We start from the raw sequence: 19,068 nt of genomic DNA on the forward strand, positions 1-19,068 counted from the left end.
TGCTAATTTGCCTTTACTTCTTTCCCAAAAATTTGCACACTACCATTCATCGTTATTTTACTTTCTTTGCATTGTAAAGAAATTTCTTCCTCTGCAGACAACAGAATTTTCTTACTGGCATTAACTGAAATATCTGCCTCCGAGATGAGTTTAATGTCTTTTTTACTAAATATTTCAATACCATTCGCTTCATTTAACCGAATAAAAATATCGCCATCTTGCGCAGTAATAACAACCTCAGTTGGACTCATTTTAATTTCTTTACCGAAAGCTGTACGATAATATTTCGTTGAAGGGTCATCAAGCTTGTTAGTTGCCGATGTATTTAAGTTTTTTCGTATAGAACTGCTAGATATCCCTTCCTCCTCACGATGTGAAGGGAAATAAACATGAACAAAGTCATTGATTTCAGGCATACAGTACCAGCCACTATGTCCCTCTGCTGTATAGCCTGTAGCATATAGAAACCAATGCGCCTTGCCTTTATCCTGCTTATCATCAATAGCTAAATGCACCTTTATATGATCTTTTGCGACTTCTAGCACTTTTCCTTCAAGTGACAAACCCGATATTGCATGGTTAAATAGTTCACTTTTATTCATGCCATTTTTCGTTGACAGCGTATAGCAATGTTTCAGCAATCCGTCCTTCATAGATGTAGCTGCTTCAAAAATATAAAGGGTTTGTTTATTAAAGGTGACATGATCTCCTATCTCCAGTACTTTATCGGTTTCCACCTCATAGTAGAGGAAATCATGCTCACCCATGCCTTCATTACCATTTTCTGTATACAACAGGTAGTCTGCTAGTTTTTTTCGGGTCGTATAATGATAATCTTCTAGTTTTCCTTTAGCTCTACCAGCAGGCACACCAAAATGAAACTTTGGCTTATCGAAGGTTACAGCAGGAACTAGTCCGGTATGAAAGCGAGAGGCAAGTCTCTTTAGAAATTGCCAATCCGTTTCAAAATATTGGAGGGTGAATTTTCCTAACTTTCCTCCTTTAGTAGCTTCATCTATAATATCTAGACCGGGATAAGAGGGTTTCATGATTTTAAAAAGAGACGAGTAGGTCATTTCCTTATCCTGATAGGAACGATTGTTCTTTTTAATGTCTAACTGGTAGGTATTAGAGGCTGCCTCTACCTCAATATAATAAATGCCGCGAACGGAACTTACCTTGATATCCAAAATAACACCTTTAAAAAGTGGCGTAGGGACACCAAGTTGACTAAGCTGATTCACCTCAATGGCAGAGCGTACCTCGGTCAATTCTACATATGTATCTCTAGCCTCTTCAGGCACAATACCAGTAAAACGCAATGTAGCATGTTCGTTCATTTTTTTTACAAGGGTAAGATCTTGAATACTAATAAGCTCGAAAGGTTTAATTTGTATATTATGATAAGCTGTCACTACCCCACTCATAGCACTGCCCCTCCATTCCTTCTATTTGAAGCAAATTGTAAGGATTCCATCATAGCTCTCGCAATCGGACGCCAAGTTTCAAGATCGTCCTCCATACAATTAAAGGTTCCAATAAGTGCTAGTTCTTCAATAGAGACGAAGAACATTAAATTAAAAATATCGCCATCAATAGCTGGTGTAATGATCTCTAAAAAGCCAATCGTCTTTTCGTCAATCGTCAGGACATCCGTGTCTAACCAATCGGCTGAAGGCTGCGCTTGTTCAAGAATGTCAATCATATTTTCTTGAAATGCAGCGACTCCCTCCTCCACTAATCGATGTGGGGTCAGATTGAAGGCAAGATTAATCGTGGATGATTCATCTGTATAAATAAGATTCGGTCTACGCTCTGATGGATACTTTAAGGATGCTAATTCAGTAGACATCACGGAAAATAGATTTGGCATACGAATCGACATTTTGCCATCCAATAATGATTGCCCAATCACTTCCACCTTCTCATCCTCAATTATTATGTAATCTCGATAAATATTTACTTTTTGTAGATCCTGTTCCTCCTGCTCAGAGGCTTGCTCTGGCTCCTGTTCTTTTTTTAACGCTGCTTCTTGCTGAGCTAACTCATGTTGCTCCTGCTCTCTCATTTCATTTCTAAGTGCAATAATCTTTTCATCTAAAAATTTCATCCCACTCACCTTCCGTTTCTTAAACGTTGTTCACCAACTGAATTTTAATTAATCGACTATCATTCGCTTTGATCGACCTGGACTATGTCCTACGTGACGACCACCACTCTTTGATTCAGATAAAATACGGTACAAATATTTATGAATTTGACTATTGGAAAACGCTTGAAATTCTAACTCTAATCGATTGCAAATGTATATTTCAATGACATCTCGCTGTACCCGCTCCTGATTTAAACACTCGAAAGCAAAGGTAATATCATATACATTAGTTGGGCGATTTTTTAATAATTCCTTTGCGTAATACTGTAAAACTTTAGGGTGATACGTGCTATCTTGTATGCCTGCATACTGACAGTGAAGATAATTCACTGTATTGTATTCCGTGGCAAAATCTAAAAAATCATTTGGCTCAGATCGCAGCCTTGCTCCAGTCTTTAATTTAAAGCGAGCTATTTCTAATTCGTTTAGGGCAAGATTTAGAGACTCATCGAGAAAAATAGTAGCTGTAAAATCCGTGAAATCTAATCTATTCACTGCTTCAGCAAATTTTATTTTGATAATGGTTTCTTGTCCTGTTGCCTCATATGGAAGTTCATAGCTGTTATGAAGCAAATAAAGTTGATTATTATGTTTAACGATTCCTTTTGTAATATGGATAATAGAATCCGCTATCGTAATATTGGCACCTGCGATAATACCATTTGAATAATCCTGGAAATATAAATCTAAAAATTCCCTTGGATAATCTCGCAAGTTCTCCAGCATTTCTCTTTTTAAAATTCTACCCTTTTGAAAATGTGGATATTGATTGGCAAACATCTGTCACTCACCTCTTTTATTTTTTGGCAGATGCCTACTTACTTTAATCCATCAAAGAAATCAAGCTCTGATAAATCTGTTTCAAAGGCAAAGAATTCCTTGCTACCAATTAGTAGCTGCTCCTCTTTTCTAGCTACCGGCACGACATGGAAGCCCCAATGATCCTCTCCTGCAAAGACAAAGAATTTAACCTCTCCATTAACGATTGAATCTGTTTCGTCCTGCGGAATTTTATTAGCATAGTTTGACGCGATATGCTCATATAGCACAGGGACAAAATTTTCTTGACGATTAATATAAGTATACTTATGGGCTGTTTGAGCATCGCTTCCCGTTAGGAAAAATTCAACCTCTGTGACGCCCCATGGACGCGAAATAGTTCCGTGAATTTGATTCAGTCTCTCTAGGCTACTAATAAGTAGCTTTTCCTGACGATTATGTGTAAATGCACTAACCGTATACGGGACAATAGGTGCATCATTCGTTACTGCCGTTTCGATCATGCCAATCTTTTTCGCATTTAAGTAGCGCAATGCGCCTCTTAAACAGGCGAGCTTTAATTCTGGCACTTTTCCAATATTTTCAGCCTTTTGTCTAAATTCAATGCTACGACCTGGCACAAATTCCTTTAATGCCTCTCGAAAAGCGTCAATTCTACAGGATTGTCCTGTTAGCTTAATGATGGAATATTCGCCAAGCATGCCACTTTCATAAAAATCCTCTAAAAACTCACGTACAATATCATAAATATCCGCTTTGATTAGGTGGTTAATTTCTTTAATATTGAAATAAACGTTTGGATAGTCATAGACATCTTTAAATTGGTGGTTTTCTACTAGCGATAAACACCAGCGATCTACCGTTGTAATATTCAAATCACTATCTTGCTGTAAATCGCTTTCTGAGTAAAAACGACTCCTAAGAATACCAGTTTTTCGGAAAAACTCCTTCTTCATTTCCTCTGCCATTTCCCATAAGAAATAATGATTATTACGAACTCTTAAATATTCATCACGCGTACGATTTTCATATTCTTTAAAACGTGTAGGGATAATCGATTCAGCATCCTCAAAAGCCTTTTCAAATTGCTTGTAAACGGCTTCGACGCCATAATCATCAACATACCGATAAATGTCTTTCCCTGGAATATCTATTAACGCATCGATGTCATAGGCATTTTTTCCACGACTATAATAATTCGCAAAGACAATTTTCATAAATTGAAAAATTCGATAGGTAATATTATTACCACCAAAATTGGTATCCCCATTTTCATAGGTTGTATGAATATCAATTTTGTAGGAAATATGCCCGTCCTCTATTCGAAACTTACAGGATGAGAGGTCTGTCGTTCCCCCTCCACAATCGATTACGAGAGCCTTGTATTCCTTGCCATCCATAAAGCTCTGATTCTCTATTTGATTGGCTATCGTATTATAGAGCACTGCCATTCCTTCATCGAGAGCGTGCTCAATTTCAATTTGATATTCAGGTAAAATAGCATGAAACATATTTAAGAATTGAGTTTTCAGCTTAACAGGGCTTGAAATATGCAAATGTTTGAAGCGACATTTAAATTGATGCTCAGCCATGCGAATGATATAAAGTAAAAATTCTCTTAGTATTTGACTGCGTGGGATAATCGCTGTATTCCCATTCGCATCCATTACTTCCTCCAATTTTTCATAATTACTCACCCAGCGTTTAATGCCTTGAAATTTAGTGGCTAACGATGTATAACTATTTTTTTTCATAGCCTTCAAGGCTTCATAGCCGAAATGATAGTTTATATGATCGGCGTTCGAGCAATCTGCAACTGCAACCATTGTGGGCACAACTTCGATCCATTCGTTTTGGTGGAGTGGGTCTGGGAATTGAACAAAATTGATAGTATTGAGCGCAATTCTCTTGTTTAAAAGATCATGACTACAAGGTGATGGGACATAATCGCTATCCAAAAATACACCAGCTGTTGTATTAGTCGTCCCAAAATCAATGGCAAGAATGGCATTGGTTGTCTCTACTTGTTTCATCTCTAAATCTGGTATCGGCACTTTGTAGTAATGTAGATTGGTTGGTGGGAGCGGCGTCTCCTGATAATATGTTTTATAGATGTACTCTGAATCTTGCTTTCGCAAAAAAATAAAGCTATAATTTTTATTTTTTGTCTCGCGTATTCCTAGCGCTTGATCTGCCACCAGGTAATAGCAATTTACTTTTTCATCGTCTTTTACAATAGATAGAATGCCACATAATTCTAAATGCTCATTGACTAGCAGCACATTAGATTCGACAAGAAAACCACCTGTTTCAATGAGGTATTGATCTGGCTTCTCTATTTTCATGCCTTTATAGAGATTCATTTTGGCAGGTATTTTAATTTCACCATTATCAGAAAGTGGTGTTTTTAAATATTTTTGTAGCGCCTCTTCGACTCTTTCAAAGCCCCCATCTTGTTGCTCTTTAATCAAAAGATGTTCTTCAGCGCCTCGATAGCGTAAAATCTTTTCGATTAGTTCATCCCTTGTCAGCGTATTAATTAAGCCTGTTATGAGTTTTTCTTTATAACAAATATTTCTAAGCTGAAAAGTGGTCATCTCCATCAACTCTACACGTGTATAGGTCATATATTTCTTTTCTGTATAACGCTTATTCGCATAAAGCTTATATGAATATTTAGTTGTCAATTTATACCCTCCCCACTTTTTAATAAAGAGCTATTTGGTCTAGCTTCATGGTCTCTTCTACGTCAATAATGCCAAAATGATATTGCCAGTAAACTTCCATATGAAAGCCAACAGGTAGAAAAATTTCTTGGATTAGTTGCACTTTATTGATCGTTTCTATTGTCTTTTTTTGATGAATGTAAAGCAGTAATTCATCCTTTTCCTCTGATTTCACATAAATAAAACAATTTTTAAATATATTTTTCAGCGTGTCCTTTATCAGATATAATGCCTCTCCAGTTTGATAGAGTCTAAGCATATTGAGCGCAATCATCTCTTGCTCTTTCTTTGAGAAAGACTGGATTTTGTCTCGAGCCAGTTTCCCAAAGACATTTGCTTCAATGTCTCTCAGCATAAAGCGAATATAATATTCCTTTTTATTCAAGCCGTGCATGCGATCAATTTCAGCTAAAAAGTGCAATGTAATGTCTAATAAAGCGTCTCTAAAGGCCTCATCAGTCGTATGATCTGGTTGAAAGAGGTCTTTAAAAATATGAAAGTAACGATAATAGGGATTGACTTCCACATGTTGCTCTATTACCTGTGAATTTAATAGTTGTGGGCTGAGCTCCATATAGGGTGAATAGGTTTTGGCAAGGTGAAAGTAAGTATCCTTTGTTAAAAAGCCCTCTTCTTCGGCTTGGATAAGTAAATCCCAAATATAGTTCATAACCATTTACCTACACATTTATATTCAGTGAAATGTCTTTGAACTTCAGCAAGGAGAAAGCTCAGGACATCATTTGTAATAAAATCTCGATCTTGTTTTGATAGAAATTGTAATAGCATCGTCTTCTTATGGCTGGCATCTTCTGTTACGTCTTTTAAAAATGGATGCACCAAATCATGATTATTTACATGCCCCTCCAAAATATCTATTCTCAAAAGCTCAAGATTGTCTGCTGCCTCAAAGGAGTTTATTAGTCGAATTATTTCTCCCTTTGTTGAAACATTGACATTATATTTACTAGAGAGCTTGTGCATAAAGTGCTCATTTCGCCGATTCGACACTAGTTCATAAGTTAATTTGCCTATTTGTTCTTTTTCTACTTTAGCAATTTTAAGTAGCTGCCATACGCCTGACTGATCCTGAGGTGAAACAATAGTTAATTCACTGTCTGAACGTTTTATATAGGTGATTGTCTCTTCTTCCGTCTCAACGAGATAACCATGTTGAGTGCCCGTTTTTCGTAACGATAAGACATGCTCATAATTAATTTTATCGATGGCTGGAAATGGAAAACCACTATTCTTAACCTCGTGCCGTTGAATATTCCAAAGTGGAACCATATGTAATCGTTTTTGCTGCTCATATTCCTCTAAATCAATCGTAACTTCGAAAACTTCTACATCCTCATGTAATGGGGGACAGCCTACAAGTATGACATCAAAGAACTTATTGACAAATGGATGATTGATTGTTTTCCAAGGAAGACCATTTATTTGGAAAATTGAATAAAGGTCTTTAATTTTTTGCAAATAACGATTATTCCTAGTAAGACTTAGCTTTACTTCGACCAATCCTTGCGATGTAGCTAGATGACCATTGAAAATTCGTTGTTGTGCCAGTAAATGTTGAATTTCGATAGAATCACACGCTAAAAATAATGTCATGAGCATTGCAGGTTCATTATTTTTAATGGCTTCAAGCAAATTCTCCATGTTTATGTTTGTATCTTCTAAATCTGTTGGACATATCGGAAACAAACAATCATGAATGGGATCAACCTCTTCTCGTGCGCTAAGCGTTGTGTAAATATCATATCTATTCTCATAATCATCGATTTCATTGAAAATACGTTCTTCAAGCTTGTTGTTCATGTCCTCTTGATAATCGATTAAATTTACAAAAACGCCACTTACAATATCCTTTAGTAATTGACGTTGCTCGAGATTTTCTATTTTTCGTAAACGTTCAAACATGAGTTCTTTTAACAATTTACTTTCCTTCTTTCATGACTCAGAATTTGAATGCTAACTGGCATCAGTGACCTCATCTATTGGTGGCTCTGTTTCATTAGGTACTGCATTATCTGCTGCTTGCCCTTGTGGAACAGGGTTTAATTTATCATTTGCATTCATAATCTTTCTCTCTAGGCCAAGAACTTTTGCCAGTAACTCCGTTTCTTGATAAATCTCCTGCGCAAGCGTATAGGATTCTATCGCTTGGACGTATTCCTGACGGGCATAGCTCTGATCCCCATTTTTCTCTAACCCTTCTGCCTTTAATTCTTTTTGAGCCTTTTTCAATTCATTTATTTTTTCTTCTGTGTCTTCAATTTTTGTTTTAATTTGCGCCTCTCCAGTAAATGAAATGGCAAGTGCTTTTTTTCTAGCTTTTTCATACTGTGCTAAAGCACCATTGTAGTCCTCTGCCTCAAAACGAAAATCTGCATCCTTTATTGCATCAACAATGTCAACAACGGAATCCATGTTTGCAATTCTTTGCTCTACTTCTTCCTTACCAAACCCATTAATAAGCTTGCCCTCTTTTTTAGCTTTTTCATAATGCGTCAATGCCTCTGTAAATTCCCCTGTCTCCGCTGATTTATCTCCATTGATGATCAGTTGGGTCACCCTTAACTTTCTAGCTAATAAATTTCTATGTATAGGATCTTTTAATTTTTTTGCCGCATTTCTTCCCTCACTATATGCAAGTAACGCTTCATCATAATTTCCGTCTTGAAAGTAAACATTGCCACTTTTTTCATGGTCCTTCATCTCGACAGTTAACTCTGCTAATTTTTTTGCTTGTTTTACTTGATAAAAAATTGTGCCGCCACCTACAACCAAGGCTAAAACTAATGCAGCTGCAATCATTTTTATATACTTCATCTTGTTTTTGTTCGTTTCCTGATATACCTTGTTAACAAATATGGCAGCAACCGTATAATTTTCGACCACTTTTCTCTGTCTACTCAACAATATTTCTTCCAATAAATCTGTATATTGTTCAGAATCCTTAACACCTTCCAACGCGTCAGCCATCTCAATCTCACTGACATCTTCCCAAAAGCCAGCTGTACAAAGTAATAGGGCATCACCATCAGTAAGCTTCATTTTTTTAGACACAAAGGGTTGAAATTTGTTTGGTTTGCCAAGGTAATTCAACAAATTCCCTCTTTCTTCATGCTGGCTAATATCTAATGAACGGCTTTGGCTGTTTACTATTTCCTGCGCTAAACTTTGATCTGTACTTTTGTAGGATAATGTACCGTTACGGAAGTGATACAATCGCGAATTACCCGCTACACCAACAATCATTTTTGAGTAATCCGAAACAACTATGACGATACTAGCCTTCAATCTTACGCGTAAGCTTTGCGCTTGTAGTACATTTTGTGCATGCTTAAGATATTTATTGATCGCTCTTCTTGACATAGCTGGCTTTTCCATAAATTTTTCTAAAATAGCCTTTACAGCAAGCTCTGCACTACTAATTTCCTGATCTGCATCCAAGCCCTTTACAGCTACCCAACAGGCTACATCGTCTAGTTCTGTATAGGCAAAGTAGTCTTTATTTTGCAGAAAGGACCCTGCTTCAGATAAAAAGCTAGTTTTAAAGTCGCAATTTTCCTTTCTCATACGTCTCCTCCTTCTCTATTCCCTATTCATCGTCACCACGTTTTTTCTAAAATCACGATGGTAGCATTATCTTGATTTTTTAAGCGTTTTTGTTCAACGGCTTTGATCATGCTTTGTGCTAAATCATAGGGTGGAGCTTGCTGAGAGAGAATTTTTTCCATTTCAACCTCCGTTATAGCATCATAGATTCCATCACTGAAAAGACATACCTTGTCCCCTCTATTTAGCTGAATCGGATTATTACCTGTATCTAGATTTTTAAAGCCTGCATATCCTAAATAATTGATTAATCTCTTTTTGAGAGGATTTTCCTGAACCTCAAGTTGCGATAGTTCACCCGCAATATATCGTTCGGTTAGAACTGATTCAAAAATATGTTTTTGGTTAATCGCTAAAAACTCACCATTTCTAAAGATCGTGAGAACGCTATCCCCTACGGCTCCCCAATGAAGATAGCCTTCGCTATCAATAATGGCCGTGACTAGTGTTGTTCCTCCATTTGAGCCATTTAAGTTTTCCACAATCATATGATTACTTGCCATAGCAGTTTCCTTAAAAAACTTTGGTAGATTACTTAAGCTACTCAGCTTTTTAAATTCTTCAATGAAGGTTGTTACTGCGATCGTGCTGGCCATCCGACCATTGGCTAAACCACTAATTCCATCTGCAAGCACCGCGATTGTGCCACACGTCGTTTCGACCGTTGAGAAATAATCATCCTGTTCATCACGTCTTCCAATTGTTTGACCATTCCCAATATAGATTTTTCCTTTATCCATTTTTTGCGCAAGTATACCTCTTATTAGGAGTAACAAGATGAGTACAATGATAAAGATGAATGTAATTATGTACGGCATTAACTTTTGGTCCATATGTCATCATTCCTCACTTTGATTGTTTTCCCATTCAAAGTGAACGCCACAAAGTGGAATAAATAAAAATATGCTTCTCCCAAGCTGTATCACATCATAGGCTGCTAATTCCGTTGGTGTATAAACTGCCTCATTATTCAAATAAGCTAATCCTGATGCATCTCCTGGCAGTAAGTAAAAATTACGTTTTTTAGGATCATACACAATGACTGCATGATTACGCTTAGAAATTGAATTGTCTCCAGCAATACGGATATGCATATCTTCTGCTCTACCTATGAAATTCTTTTCAGATAAAATGCGATAATCTCTACCCATTTGTGGTCCTTCAATGCAAACTAACCATCCTGTTACAGGATCTATTCCATCCATTTCTCCTAAGTAGGGCAATGTTTTATCATCTGCTTCAACGACAGGTAAGGAAGGACTATTTTGTCTTTGCTCCTGCTCCACCATCACGTTACAGTATGGACAAATATTGCGATGTCTTCTTGAACTAAACATGTGACCATTTGTACATCTAATCAAACTCATTTCGATATCCCCCATCTTCGTTACGAATTTTTTTCTCTATTTAACCAAAATTCGTGTATTCGCTATGTATATTGTGTCTCCATTACCTAATGGGTAAGGAATCTCATGTTGTAATCTATTTTTTACGCGCTTATTTGCTTTTTTTAAGCCAACACCATTAACCGAATCGATATCCTCTACATACCAAATACCAGCTACACAATTAAGTACAGCATGCTCATAATTCACAAGTGATTCATACTCTGTTCCACTTAAATCAATATCTGCCTTGTGTTCAGCTGAACTTTTACCAATAAGTAAAGAAATTTGATCGCCAAGTTCCCATTCATCGATTTCTACTCCACGTTCATTAAGGAGAACAAGCTTGGAAATGTCCTTCTTTGCCATCACTTGTGTGATTGCCTTCGCTTCGTATTTGAGTGAGACGTAAATAATGGCAAGTATGACCATTACCGTCCCAATAACGAATTTCAAAAGGACATCCTGATTCATCACAAAAACATATAAAATGTAAAAGAAGGCGATTGTGACAATAATGATATCGATAATTTTTATAAACATTTTTTTCCGTGTATTTCCACTGTAAGCTTCAGCTGAAAATGGCTCATGCATCTAATCACGCTCCTCTCTTTTTCATGGCTTATTTATTAAAAAAGCGTTCGAATAAATCCGTAGTATCCAATGGATTTTTCTTCGTTTTTTTATGAAGAGTCGAGGACATCTCCTTTGTTTTTGGATTGAAACCAAAGAAATGTTCAAAGTTTTTTTCAATATTATTCATATTAAAATCTGGCTTTTTCTCTGCAGATTGATGTCCGTTTGACTGCTTTTCATTCTTTTGTTCATTTTGCCAGCTCGTACCTGTACCATCGAGACGAGCATCGTACGTCTCTTTCAACGCTGGATCTTTAAGCACCTTATAGGCCTCTTGAACCTCTAAAAAAATCTTCTCTGATTGTTGATTTCCACCACTCACATCAGGGTGATGTGTTTTAGAGAGCTTTCGGTAAGCTAATTTTATTTGTTCTTGTGTTGCATTTCGGTCTATACCTAATGTTTCATAATGCGTTTTCATGTTTTCAACCCCATTTTAGGATTATTAAAAATAATCTAAGGAACTATAAAAGTTCCTTAGATAATTGGTAGTGTTTTATCCTGCTGCAATCTTAGACAGCGTAGCCACCCTCGATTTTTGCCAAGTCTGTTTTGTCTTTCTTTTGCTTAATAAATAAGAAGAACTCACCAATACCTTCTGTGTCACCATATCTTTCTGTATAATCCACTACGAAAGCATTTGGGAAATGAATTTTTCTTACTACTTGATCAGCTGAAATAACTTCAAGTGTTACTTTGCGGTAGCAATCAGCTTTTTCAGCTGGTATTAATGACCATAATCCTAATTTCATCGTATCATCAGAATTATCACCATCAGTGGCAGTTAAAATTTTACCTTTTACTTTTAAAGTTGCACCTACATCTGTAGAGCGAGCGTTAGAATCATTCGGTGTATCTGTCTCATATTCGACAGTCATGATGCTTTCTAAGCCTAATTCAATTGCTTCTGATCCTTCTACTTTTAATACAAAACCCATTTTTAGTACCTCCTAAAATTTGTTGAATCGTGACTTCTAACTGTTCTAATGAAATAAATTTAAGTACAGCTATCCATTTCACAGTGCCATATTTTATCCTGGCACTATGAAATATGTAATATTTTTCATTAGTAGCAATTAGTCGTTCAATTCATATTTATGTTAAAAGATTTATACATGATAAATCTTAAACATCCGTCTAAAATACTTGAAAATTGAGATAAATAAATTGTTAGGCTTTAACAGCACTTGTCCCTTTAGTAATCGTGACCTCAAGATTTTTAACATTACCGTTAAACACAAGATCAATCTGACATAAGCTTGTTTTCTCATCAATGATGTAGCCGATATCATCTCCATCATGAATAATAGAGTTGACATGACCTTTATCATTCAGCCACTTACTTTTTTGACTACTTGGATTATTACTAAAGAAGCGAACGATATTCTCGTGCTTAAAGTCACCAGATTGGAAACGAAGTATTCTTTCAATATACGTACTAACTTGCGTTTTATAGATTGAATCAAATCCATCTTCTTCCATCGCTAGACTTCTTGCTTTATATACAGTGATTCGTCTTATATCTTTATCCTGTAGTTGGGCATTTTCGGAAGAGAATACAAAACCGAAGCTTCTGCTGTTAATAGCGTCTTTAATATTATTCGTAAAACCTGAAATTTCTTTTGCCATCGTAGTTACTGCTCTAAGTGAGTTGTCTCCAGCTTCAATATCAAAACGAACGCCAGGATAATTGCGTTTTACATTTCTAAATGATTCCTTTAAATACTCTGGACATTGGTAGGCGGAAACGATTCCTGCTGCTACATAACTAGCACCTACATAGACTCCTTCGATCCATAGCTTTAAAATATCTTCCTTTTCTTTCGATAAACGAGCGCCATTTTCGGTAGTATGCATTCTCGTATCAATGACAACACCTGATTTATCTTTTGGAATAATCGTAAAGTTTGGTAAACATGGTATTGCGAACTCACTAAAATCTTTTCTGACAAGAATGGAGCATTTATCGATCAGGCGATCAATCCCGGCAGTTGCGATTCCGTTGAATGTTGTTTCTTCTTCAGCCATAAAGTTGAAGAAAATTTGCACCTTGTAATCTTTTACCGTATCTAAGAGGATTGATAAAGATTCCATTGTGTTACCCTCTTGCTTTGTAACCTTTTCATTCCCTTTGAATCTTGATCGGCTAACTTTCATATTTCCAGAAGATTCTAATTCTAAAGCAGGTACAATGCCATACCATACTGTATCTGTAAAATCATTTTTAGCGTTAACCGTATTTAAATACGTGCGTAATCTTGGCAGGTTATTACTTTTCACGAGCATATCGAGCTTCGTGTTTGTAACTAGTAATGAAGGCTGCATTCCTTTATTTTTCGTAGCATATTGATCGAAGTACATTTTGACGCCTAATAGCTTTTCGACTAAAGGCTTAACCGTTTTCACAAATTCATCCTTTGCATCCTTATAGAACTCAAGGTATGTATTGTAATTTTGAACTTCCGTTTCTACATCAAATTCGGCAATTACAGCTGGTAAAGGCGAGAACGTTCTCACAACTAAATCTTTCACATAGGAAGATGGCGTTTCCGTAATTGCTTCATAGTCTTCTTCGAAAACAGTACTCAAGCCGTAGTTACTATTTTCTTCAATGACCATCAGTTCAGAACTATTCGTTTGAGGTGCCTCAATAATTTTTAATTCGCCATTATCACCAATAGTAAGTGTACCGATTTGTAATTTTTCTGACTCATCCTCATCTTGACTAGCACCTAATAATAATCTTGTTTTAATATCTTCGATTGCTAATGGTAACATCGCCATTACATTGTTGTAGTTTCTACTTGCTACTTCAAACATAAGATTTAGCTTGTCACCCGTATCTAATTTTTTCGGATCTCCCTCATCTAGCTTGTCATATTCACCGTATAGGTAATGAATTTCCTTACGAACTTGGCGAATATCATCCATGACTTTTTTAGGAGAAATCATGTCTAGTAAATTTTCAAATTTAAAATCTACATTCGTGATGCCTTGGCTTCTTTTTGTATCAATGAGCGTAAATAGCATCTTTAAAAAATCGTTATTTTGATCGATTGCTATTTCAGATATACAATCATCTTGAATGCCTTCAGGTTTTTTTAAGGTATACATAACCTTTTGGTTTGCCGCATTATAAAATGAATAAACAGTAGGAGAAAACTTATCTAAAAATTCGTCGAAGCTTTTTACAAGAAGATGTTGACTAATTTCCTTGATCTTTTCATCACTTAGACTGTCGATTCCTTTTACATCGCCAACAAGCGTAATTAAATCCAATTTCTCTGGGTTTATTTCTTCAAAGAGCATTGTTCGGTTTGTTTGACTAATAATCTCCATTCATTTGGCTGTATATTTCTACAGCCATCCCTCCTTTAGATAACGAATTTCGAGTAAGCATAAACATTAGTGAGTAAAAAATACAGGATTAGAATTGTAAAACTACTAGATTCGAGCATCTAAAAAGACATTCCTACACTTAAATTAAGATAATATAAACATTTAAGAAAAAATTTTACAATAAAAACAATAATGTACTAATTTTATGTACGAGAAACTCGAATTCAGCTTTATGCATTTTTTATACAAAATTCACTAATGGTTTTATGTATCACAAACGTAACTATACAATACCTAAAATTAATGTCAATATTTACAATAGAATATATTGTAAATAAAAACATTTTAAGGTCCTATTAATAAAAATATTACATGGTAATATTTATGATATTTTTTAGGTAAATAATGAATTAATCCTATTTTTTTATAAAAAAAACAACTAAAGGTCCAATTATTAGTAGGCCTAAAGCTGCTTTCTTCGTTTATCACCTTATGCAGAAAAATGGATAAAAAGTATTATTCCAATAGTTATTTTGGTCTTTTAGAATTAATTTGTTTTAAATAGTTCTTTAGACATTTGAACTTTTCTTCCAAAATAATCATGTATTTAATAAAAGAAAGGGACGAGCATCTTTTATTACGCTGCACTTGCAAGCCCCACAAAATAGTTATCGACATAGGAATACTCACTTTTGTATTATATTTTCTCACATTCACAAGTTTATCCTCGATTAACCTTTGAGAAACATCTAGTGGAATTTCGTTCGTTAATGCGTAATATAAAGTTGCCGTTAAACTATAAATATCTGTATAAATGCCTTGCTCCCCTTTAATGGAATACTGCTCAATCGGTGAGTACCCTGGAGTAGTAAATATTTGATATTCTTTGACTTTTTTATAATAAATAGCTGAACCAAAATCCAATAAGCGAGGTTTCCCTTGCGCATCGATGATAATATTATTCGGCTTTATATCCCGATGAATAATACCCTTACTATGTAAATACGAGATAGCATCAATTAACGGTAGGAATATTTCTTCATATAGATGATGCCTTTCATGAATAGTATATCTATGTATATATTGGTCCAATAATACCCCATCATAATAATCTGTAATCATATAAATAGAACCATTTTCAATAAAATGATGTCTATACTTCACTATATTTTGATGGTGTAAATGCTGGATCATGAATGCTTCACATAGAAATCTCTCCTTTAATTCCTCAAATTTTTCCTTTGTAGAAGGTAAACGATTGATTACAGCCTTGTTATCCAAATCCCGTAGCGCTAGTTCCATAGGGAAAAATTCCTTAATGATTAATCGCTCTCCCGTTTTTATATGTTCAGAAATATAGACAAAGGATAATTTACTAGTGGCAAGAACTCGTATTATTTTATATGTATTATGTAATAGACTGTTTGCTGGTAAGCTCAATTCAGATATTGTGGCCTGCATGGTAATCTCCCTTCGAAAATCGAATGTACAATATAATTATTTACAAATTAATGTCATTATATCAATTACTATATTTTTATGTATAGTTTGTAATACATGTAAACTCGCATAAAAAAACCGTTCACCATAACGTGAACGGTTTTTGTACATTATGCTTTTTGATAGCGCAGTACAGGTGTACGAGCAGCGCGTGTTTCGTCTAGACGAGTTACGACTGTTGTATGTGGTGCTTCTTGCACGATAGATGGATTTTCTTCTGCTTCTTTAGCAATTTGAATCATGATATCGCAGAATGCGTCTAATGTTTCTTTTGATTCTGTTTCTGTTGGCTCAATCATTAACGCCTCTTCCACATTTAATGGGAAGTACGTTGTTGGTGGATGGTAGCCAAAGTCTAATAGACGTTTTGCAATATCTAATGTACGAACGCCCAATTTCTTTTGACGACGACCTGATAAGACAAATTCGTGTTTACAGTGACGGTTATATGGTAGATCGTAGAATGGCTCTAAACGACGCATCATATAGTTAGCGTTTAATACAGCATATTCTGTAACAGCTTTTAAGCCATCTGGACCCATTGTACGAATGTACGTATATGCGCGAACATTGATACCAAAGTTACCATAGTAAGGTTTTACGCGACCAATTGATTGCGGACGGTCGTAATCGAAGTGGTATGTTCCGTCTTCCGTTCTCACTAGTACTGGTTTTGGTAGGAATGGAATTAAATCGGCTTTTACGCCTACTGGACCTGAACCTGGACCGCCACCACCGTGTGGACCAGTAAATGTTTTGTGTAGATTTAAATGCACACAGTCAAAGCCCATATCGCCAGGACGTGCTTTACTCATAACGGCATTTAAGTTCGCACCATCATAGTACACTTTACCGCCTACAGAGTGGATAAGCTCCGCCATTTCGATAATGTTTTCTTCAAATAAACCAAGTGTATTCGGGTTTGTTAGCATTAAAGCAGCTGTATCAGAGCCTACTACTTTGCGCAGGTCTTCGATATCTACTAAGCCATTTTCATCAGATTTAACAGTGATTGTTTCAAAGCCTGCTACTGTTGCTGATGCTGGGTTTGTACCGTGAGCTGAGTCAGGAACGATCACTTTATTACGGTGTCCTTCTCCATTCGCTTCATGGAATGCACGAATCATCATTAATGCTGTCCATTCACCATGAGCACCCGCTGCTGGTTGTAATGTCACTTCATCCATTCCTGTAATTTCTACTAAAGACGTTTGTAGATCATACAGAAGCTCCATTGCACCTTGTGCAGTTGATTCATCCTGTAATGGGTGAACATTTGCAAAACCAGAAAGTCGTGCAACCGCTTCGTTAATTTTTGGATTATATTTCATCGTACAAGAGCCAAGGGGATAGAAGCCAGAGTCTACTCCATGGTTTCTACGAGAAAGTGCCGTGTAATGACGCATAATATCAAGCTCAGACACTTCTGGCAATTCGGCAGCCTCTGTACGTACTAAGTTTGAAGGTAATAAATCTGCTAGATCCACTTCAGGTACGTCAAGCGCTTCTAAGCTATAGCCAACGCGACCTTCTTTTGTAATTTCAAAAATGAGTGATTGATTTTCGTTATGCATGAAGAGCCCCCATTTCTGCAACAAGTGCATCAATTTCTTCTTTTGTGCGTAATTCAGTTACTGCGATTAGCACATGATTTTTAAGAGAGTCATAAGTTTGACCTAAAGGATATCCACCGATAATCCCTTTTTCAATTAAGCCTTTGTTGATTTCCTTCACACATTTATTCGTTTTAATAACGATTTCGTTAAAGTGTGCACCTTGGAATGCTACTGTAAATCCTGCTGCTTCAAAGGCATTTTTTGCATAACGTGTTTTCGTAATATTGTGTGTAGCCATTTCACGAATACCTTGTTTACCTAGAGCTGTCATTGCTACAGATGCTGCAAGTGCAAGAAGTGCTTGGTTCGAACAAATGTTAGATGTTGCTTTATCACGACGAATATGTTGTTCACGCGCTTGTAATGTTAATACATAACCACGACGACCTTCGCCATCCACAGTTTCACCAACAAGACGACCTGGAACCTTACGCATTAATTTCGTTGTAACAGCAAAGAAACCACAGTGTGGACCACCGAATGCTTCAGAGATACCGAATACTTGGGCATCACCTACACAAATATCAGCACCGAGTTTACCAGGAGGCGTTAATATCCCTAATGCAAGTGGGTTTGAAGACACAACGAATAAGCTTTTCGCTTCATGTGCAATATCCGCGATAACTTGAATATCCTCTACTTGACCAAAGAAGTTTGGATATTGAGCAATAACAGCTGCAGTGTTGTCATCGATTAACTCTTTTAATGCATCCACATCTGTTACACCATCTTTGTGAGGAATCGTCACGATTTCAATGGATTGACCATAGGCATATGTAGCAACAACATCGCGATATTCTGGGTGCACTGTTTCAGACACTAAAATTTTCTTACGACGCGTATGTCCAGCTGCCAACATACCTGCCTCTGCTAATGCCGTACCACCGTCATACATAGAAGAGTTTGCAAGATCCATACCCGTTAGCTCTGCAATCATTGTTTGGAATTCAAAGATTGCTTGTAGCTCACCTTGTGAAATCTCTGGTTGATATGGTGTATATGCTGTATAGAACTCTGAACGAGAAATCACATGGTCCACGATCACTGGTTTATAGTGGTTGTAGACGCCTGCACCTAAAAACGATACATTAGCATTTGTGTCCTTATTTTTAGCAGCAAGTGCCGATAATTCTTTTAATAAAGCCGATTCTGATTTTGCTTCCTTAATGTCATAAAGGCCTTTAAAACGGACTTTCTCAGGAATATCCTCGAATAATTCATCTACTGAGGATACACCGATTACGTCTAACATTTCTTTTTGATCTTGCTCCGTCATTGGTAAATAACGATGTTTCATAAATGTAGGTCCC

16 protein-coding genes are annotated in these 19,068 nt (G+C 36.3%); all 16 read right to left on the minus strand.

Annotation, left to right across the window (positions count from 1 at the left end; all coding sequences use genetic code 11):
- Positions 1-2: 2 nt before the first annotated feature.
- A complete protein-coding gene (locus tag GJU32_RS08540) occupies positions 3-1,427 on the minus strand; it encodes a hypothetical protein (RefSeq protein ID WP_155591529.1) in 1,425 nt (474 codons plus the stop codon).
- Complete coding sequence (locus tag GJU32_RS08545) at positions 1,424-2,110, minus strand: hypothetical protein (RefSeq protein WP_230874987.1); 687 nt, start codon at positions 2,108-2,110, stop codon at positions 1,424-1,426. Before GJU32_RS08545 ends, GJU32_RS08540 begins: the two co-directional genes overlap by 4 nt.
- Positions 2,111-2,158: 48 nt before the next feature.
- Positions 2,159-2,932: a DNA and RNA helicase gene (locus GJU32_RS08550; protein ID WP_155591531.1), complete on the minus strand. Its 774-nt coding sequence runs from the start codon at positions 2,930-2,932 to the stop codon at positions 2,159-2,161.
- A 38-nt stretch (positions 2,933-2,970) separates the two neighbouring features.
- A complete protein-coding gene (locus tag GJU32_RS08555) occupies positions 2,971-5,559 on the minus strand; it encodes an acetate and sugar kinases/Hsc70/actin family protein (protein ID WP_155591919.1) in 2,589 nt (862 codons plus the stop codon).
- A gap of 79 nt (positions 5,560-5,638) precedes the next feature.
- The gene (locus GJU32_RS08560; protein ID WP_155591532.1) at positions 5,639-6,334 is read right to left on the minus strand and encodes an iron-dependent peroxidase; all 696 of its coding nucleotides are present in this window, start codon (positions 6,332-6,334) and stop codon (positions 5,639-5,641) included.
- On the minus strand, positions 6,325-7,596 hold the full coding sequence (locus GJU32_RS08565) for a normocyte-binding protein (RefSeq protein WP_230874988.1): 1,272 nt from the start codon (positions 7,594-7,596) through the stop codon (positions 6,325-6,327). Before GJU32_RS08565 ends, GJU32_RS08560 begins: the two co-directional genes overlap by 10 nt.
- A 36-nt stretch (positions 7,597-7,632) precedes the next feature.
- Positions 7,633-9,243: a serine/threonine protein phosphatase gene (locus tag GJU32_RS08570; RefSeq protein ID WP_230874989.1), complete on the minus strand. Its 1,611-nt coding sequence runs from the start codon at positions 9,241-9,243 to the stop codon at positions 7,633-7,635.
- Between the two features lie 32 nt (positions 9,244-9,275).
- On the minus strand, positions 9,276-10,115 hold the full coding sequence (locus GJU32_RS08575) for a PP2C family protein-serine/threonine phosphatase (RefSeq protein WP_155591533.1): 840 nt from the start codon (positions 10,113-10,115) through the stop codon (positions 9,276-9,278).
- 6 nt (positions 10,116-10,121) lie between these two features.
- A complete protein-coding gene (locus tag GJU32_RS08580; protein ID WP_155591534.1) occupies positions 10,122-10,649 on the minus strand; it encodes an FHA domain-containing protein in 528 nt (175 codons plus the stop codon).
- Positions 10,650-10,685: 36 nt separating this feature from the next.
- Positions 10,686-11,261: an FHA domain-containing protein gene (locus GJU32_RS08585; protein ID WP_155591535.1), complete on the minus strand. Its 576-nt coding sequence runs from the start codon at positions 11,259-11,261 to the stop codon at positions 10,686-10,688.
- Positions 11,262-11,289: 28 nt separating this feature from the next.
- Positions 11,290-11,724, minus strand: coding sequence for a J domain-containing protein (locus tag GJU32_RS08590; protein ID WP_155591536.1), 435 nt, complete (start codon positions 11,722-11,724; stop codon positions 11,290-11,292).
- 91 nt (positions 11,725-11,815) lie between these two features.
- Positions 11,816-12,241 (minus strand): membrane-associated protease 1, encoded by a 426-nt coding sequence (locus GJU32_RS08595; RefSeq protein ID WP_155591537.1) that lies wholly within the window; start codon positions 12,239-12,241, stop codon positions 11,816-11,818.
- A gap of 232 nt (positions 12,242-12,473) precedes the next feature.
- Positions 12,474-14,642 carry a transcriptional regulator gene (locus GJU32_RS08600; protein ID WP_155591538.1) on the minus strand — a complete coding sequence of 723 codons (2,169 nt, stop codon included), beginning with the start codon at positions 14,640-14,642 and terminating at the stop codon, positions 12,474-12,476.
- Between the two features lie 528 nt (positions 14,643-15,170).
- Positions 15,171-16,103, minus strand: coding sequence for a serine/threonine protein kinase (locus tag GJU32_RS08605; protein WP_155591539.1), 933 nt, complete (start codon positions 16,101-16,103; stop codon positions 15,171-15,173).
- A gap of 149 nt (positions 16,104-16,252) precedes the next feature.
- Positions 16,253-17,716 carry an aminomethyl-transferring glycine dehydrogenase subunit GcvPB gene (gene gcvPB, locus GJU32_RS08610; RefSeq protein WP_155591540.1) on the minus strand — a complete coding sequence of 488 codons (1,464 nt, stop codon included), beginning with the start codon at positions 17,714-17,716 and terminating at the stop codon, positions 16,253-16,255.
- Positions 17,709-19,055, minus strand: coding sequence for an aminomethyl-transferring glycine dehydrogenase subunit GcvPA (gcvPA, locus tag GJU32_RS08615; RefSeq protein WP_155591541.1), 1,347 nt, complete (start codon positions 19,053-19,055; stop codon positions 17,709-17,711). Before gcvPA ends, gcvPB begins: the two co-directional genes overlap by 8 nt.
- Positions 19,056-19,068 lie beyond the last annotated feature (13 nt).

It is taken from the genome of Lysinibacillus cavernae (assembly GCF_009724685.1).
GTDB classification, from domain to species: Bacteria; Bacillota; Bacilli; order Bacillales_A; family Planococcaceae; genus Lysinibacillus; species Lysinibacillus cavernae.

Coding starts and splice junctions, on each gene's coding strand:
- GJU32_RS08545 (WP_230874987.1), bottom strand. CDS start 2,110: ATGAAATTTTTAGATGAAAAGATTATTGCACTTAGAAATGAAATGAGA.
- GJU32_RS08555 (WP_155591919.1), bottom strand. CDS start 5,559: ATGACCTATACACGTGTAGAGTTGATGGAGATGACCACTTTTCAGCTT.
- GJU32_RS08540 (WP_155591529.1), bottom strand. CDS start 1,427: ATGAGTGGGGTAGTGACAGCTTATCATAATATACAAATTAAACCTTTC.
- GJU32_RS08550 (WP_155591531.1), bottom strand. CDS start 2,932: ATGTTTGCCAATCAATATCCACATTTTCAAAAGGGTAGAATTTTAAAA.
- gcvPA (WP_155591541.1), bottom strand. CDS start 19,055: ATGAAACATCGTTATTTACCAATGACGGAGCAAGATCAAAAAGAAATG.
- GJU32_RS08605 (WP_155591539.1), bottom strand. CDS start 16,103: ATGCAGGCCACAATATCTGAATTGAGCTTACCAGCAAACAGTCTATTA.
- GJU32_RS08600 (WP_155591538.1), bottom strand. CDS start 14,642: ATGGAGATTATTAGTCAAACAAACCGAACAATGCTCTTTGAAGAAATA.
- GJU32_RS08595 (WP_155591537.1), bottom strand. CDS start 12,241: ATGGGTTTTGTATTAAAAGTAGAAGGATCAGAAGCAATTGAATTAGGC.
- GJU32_RS08575 (WP_155591533.1), bottom strand. CDS start 10,115: ATGGACCAAAAGTTAATGCCGTACATAATTACATTCATCTTTATCATT.
- GJU32_RS08560 (WP_155591532.1), bottom strand. CDS start 6,334: ATGGTTATGAACTATATTTGGGATTTACTTATCCAAGCCGAAGAAGAG.
- GJU32_RS08590 (WP_155591536.1), bottom strand. CDS start 11,724: ATGAAAACGCATTATGAAACATTAGGTATAGACCGAAATGCAACACAA.
- gcvPB (WP_155591540.1), bottom strand. CDS start 17,716: ATGCATAACGAAAATCAATCACTCATTTTTGAAATTACAAAAGAAGGT.
- GJU32_RS08580 (WP_155591534.1), bottom strand. CDS start 10,649: ATGAGTTTGATTAGATGTACAAATGGTCACATGTTTAGTTCAAGAAGA.
- GJU32_RS08570 (WP_230874989.1), bottom strand. CDS start 9,243: ATGAGAAAGGAAAATTGCGACTTTAAAACTAGCTTTTTATCTGAAGCA.
- GJU32_RS08585 (WP_155591535.1), bottom strand. CDS start 11,261: ATGCATGAGCCATTTTCAGCTGAAGCTTACAGTGGAAATACACGGAAA.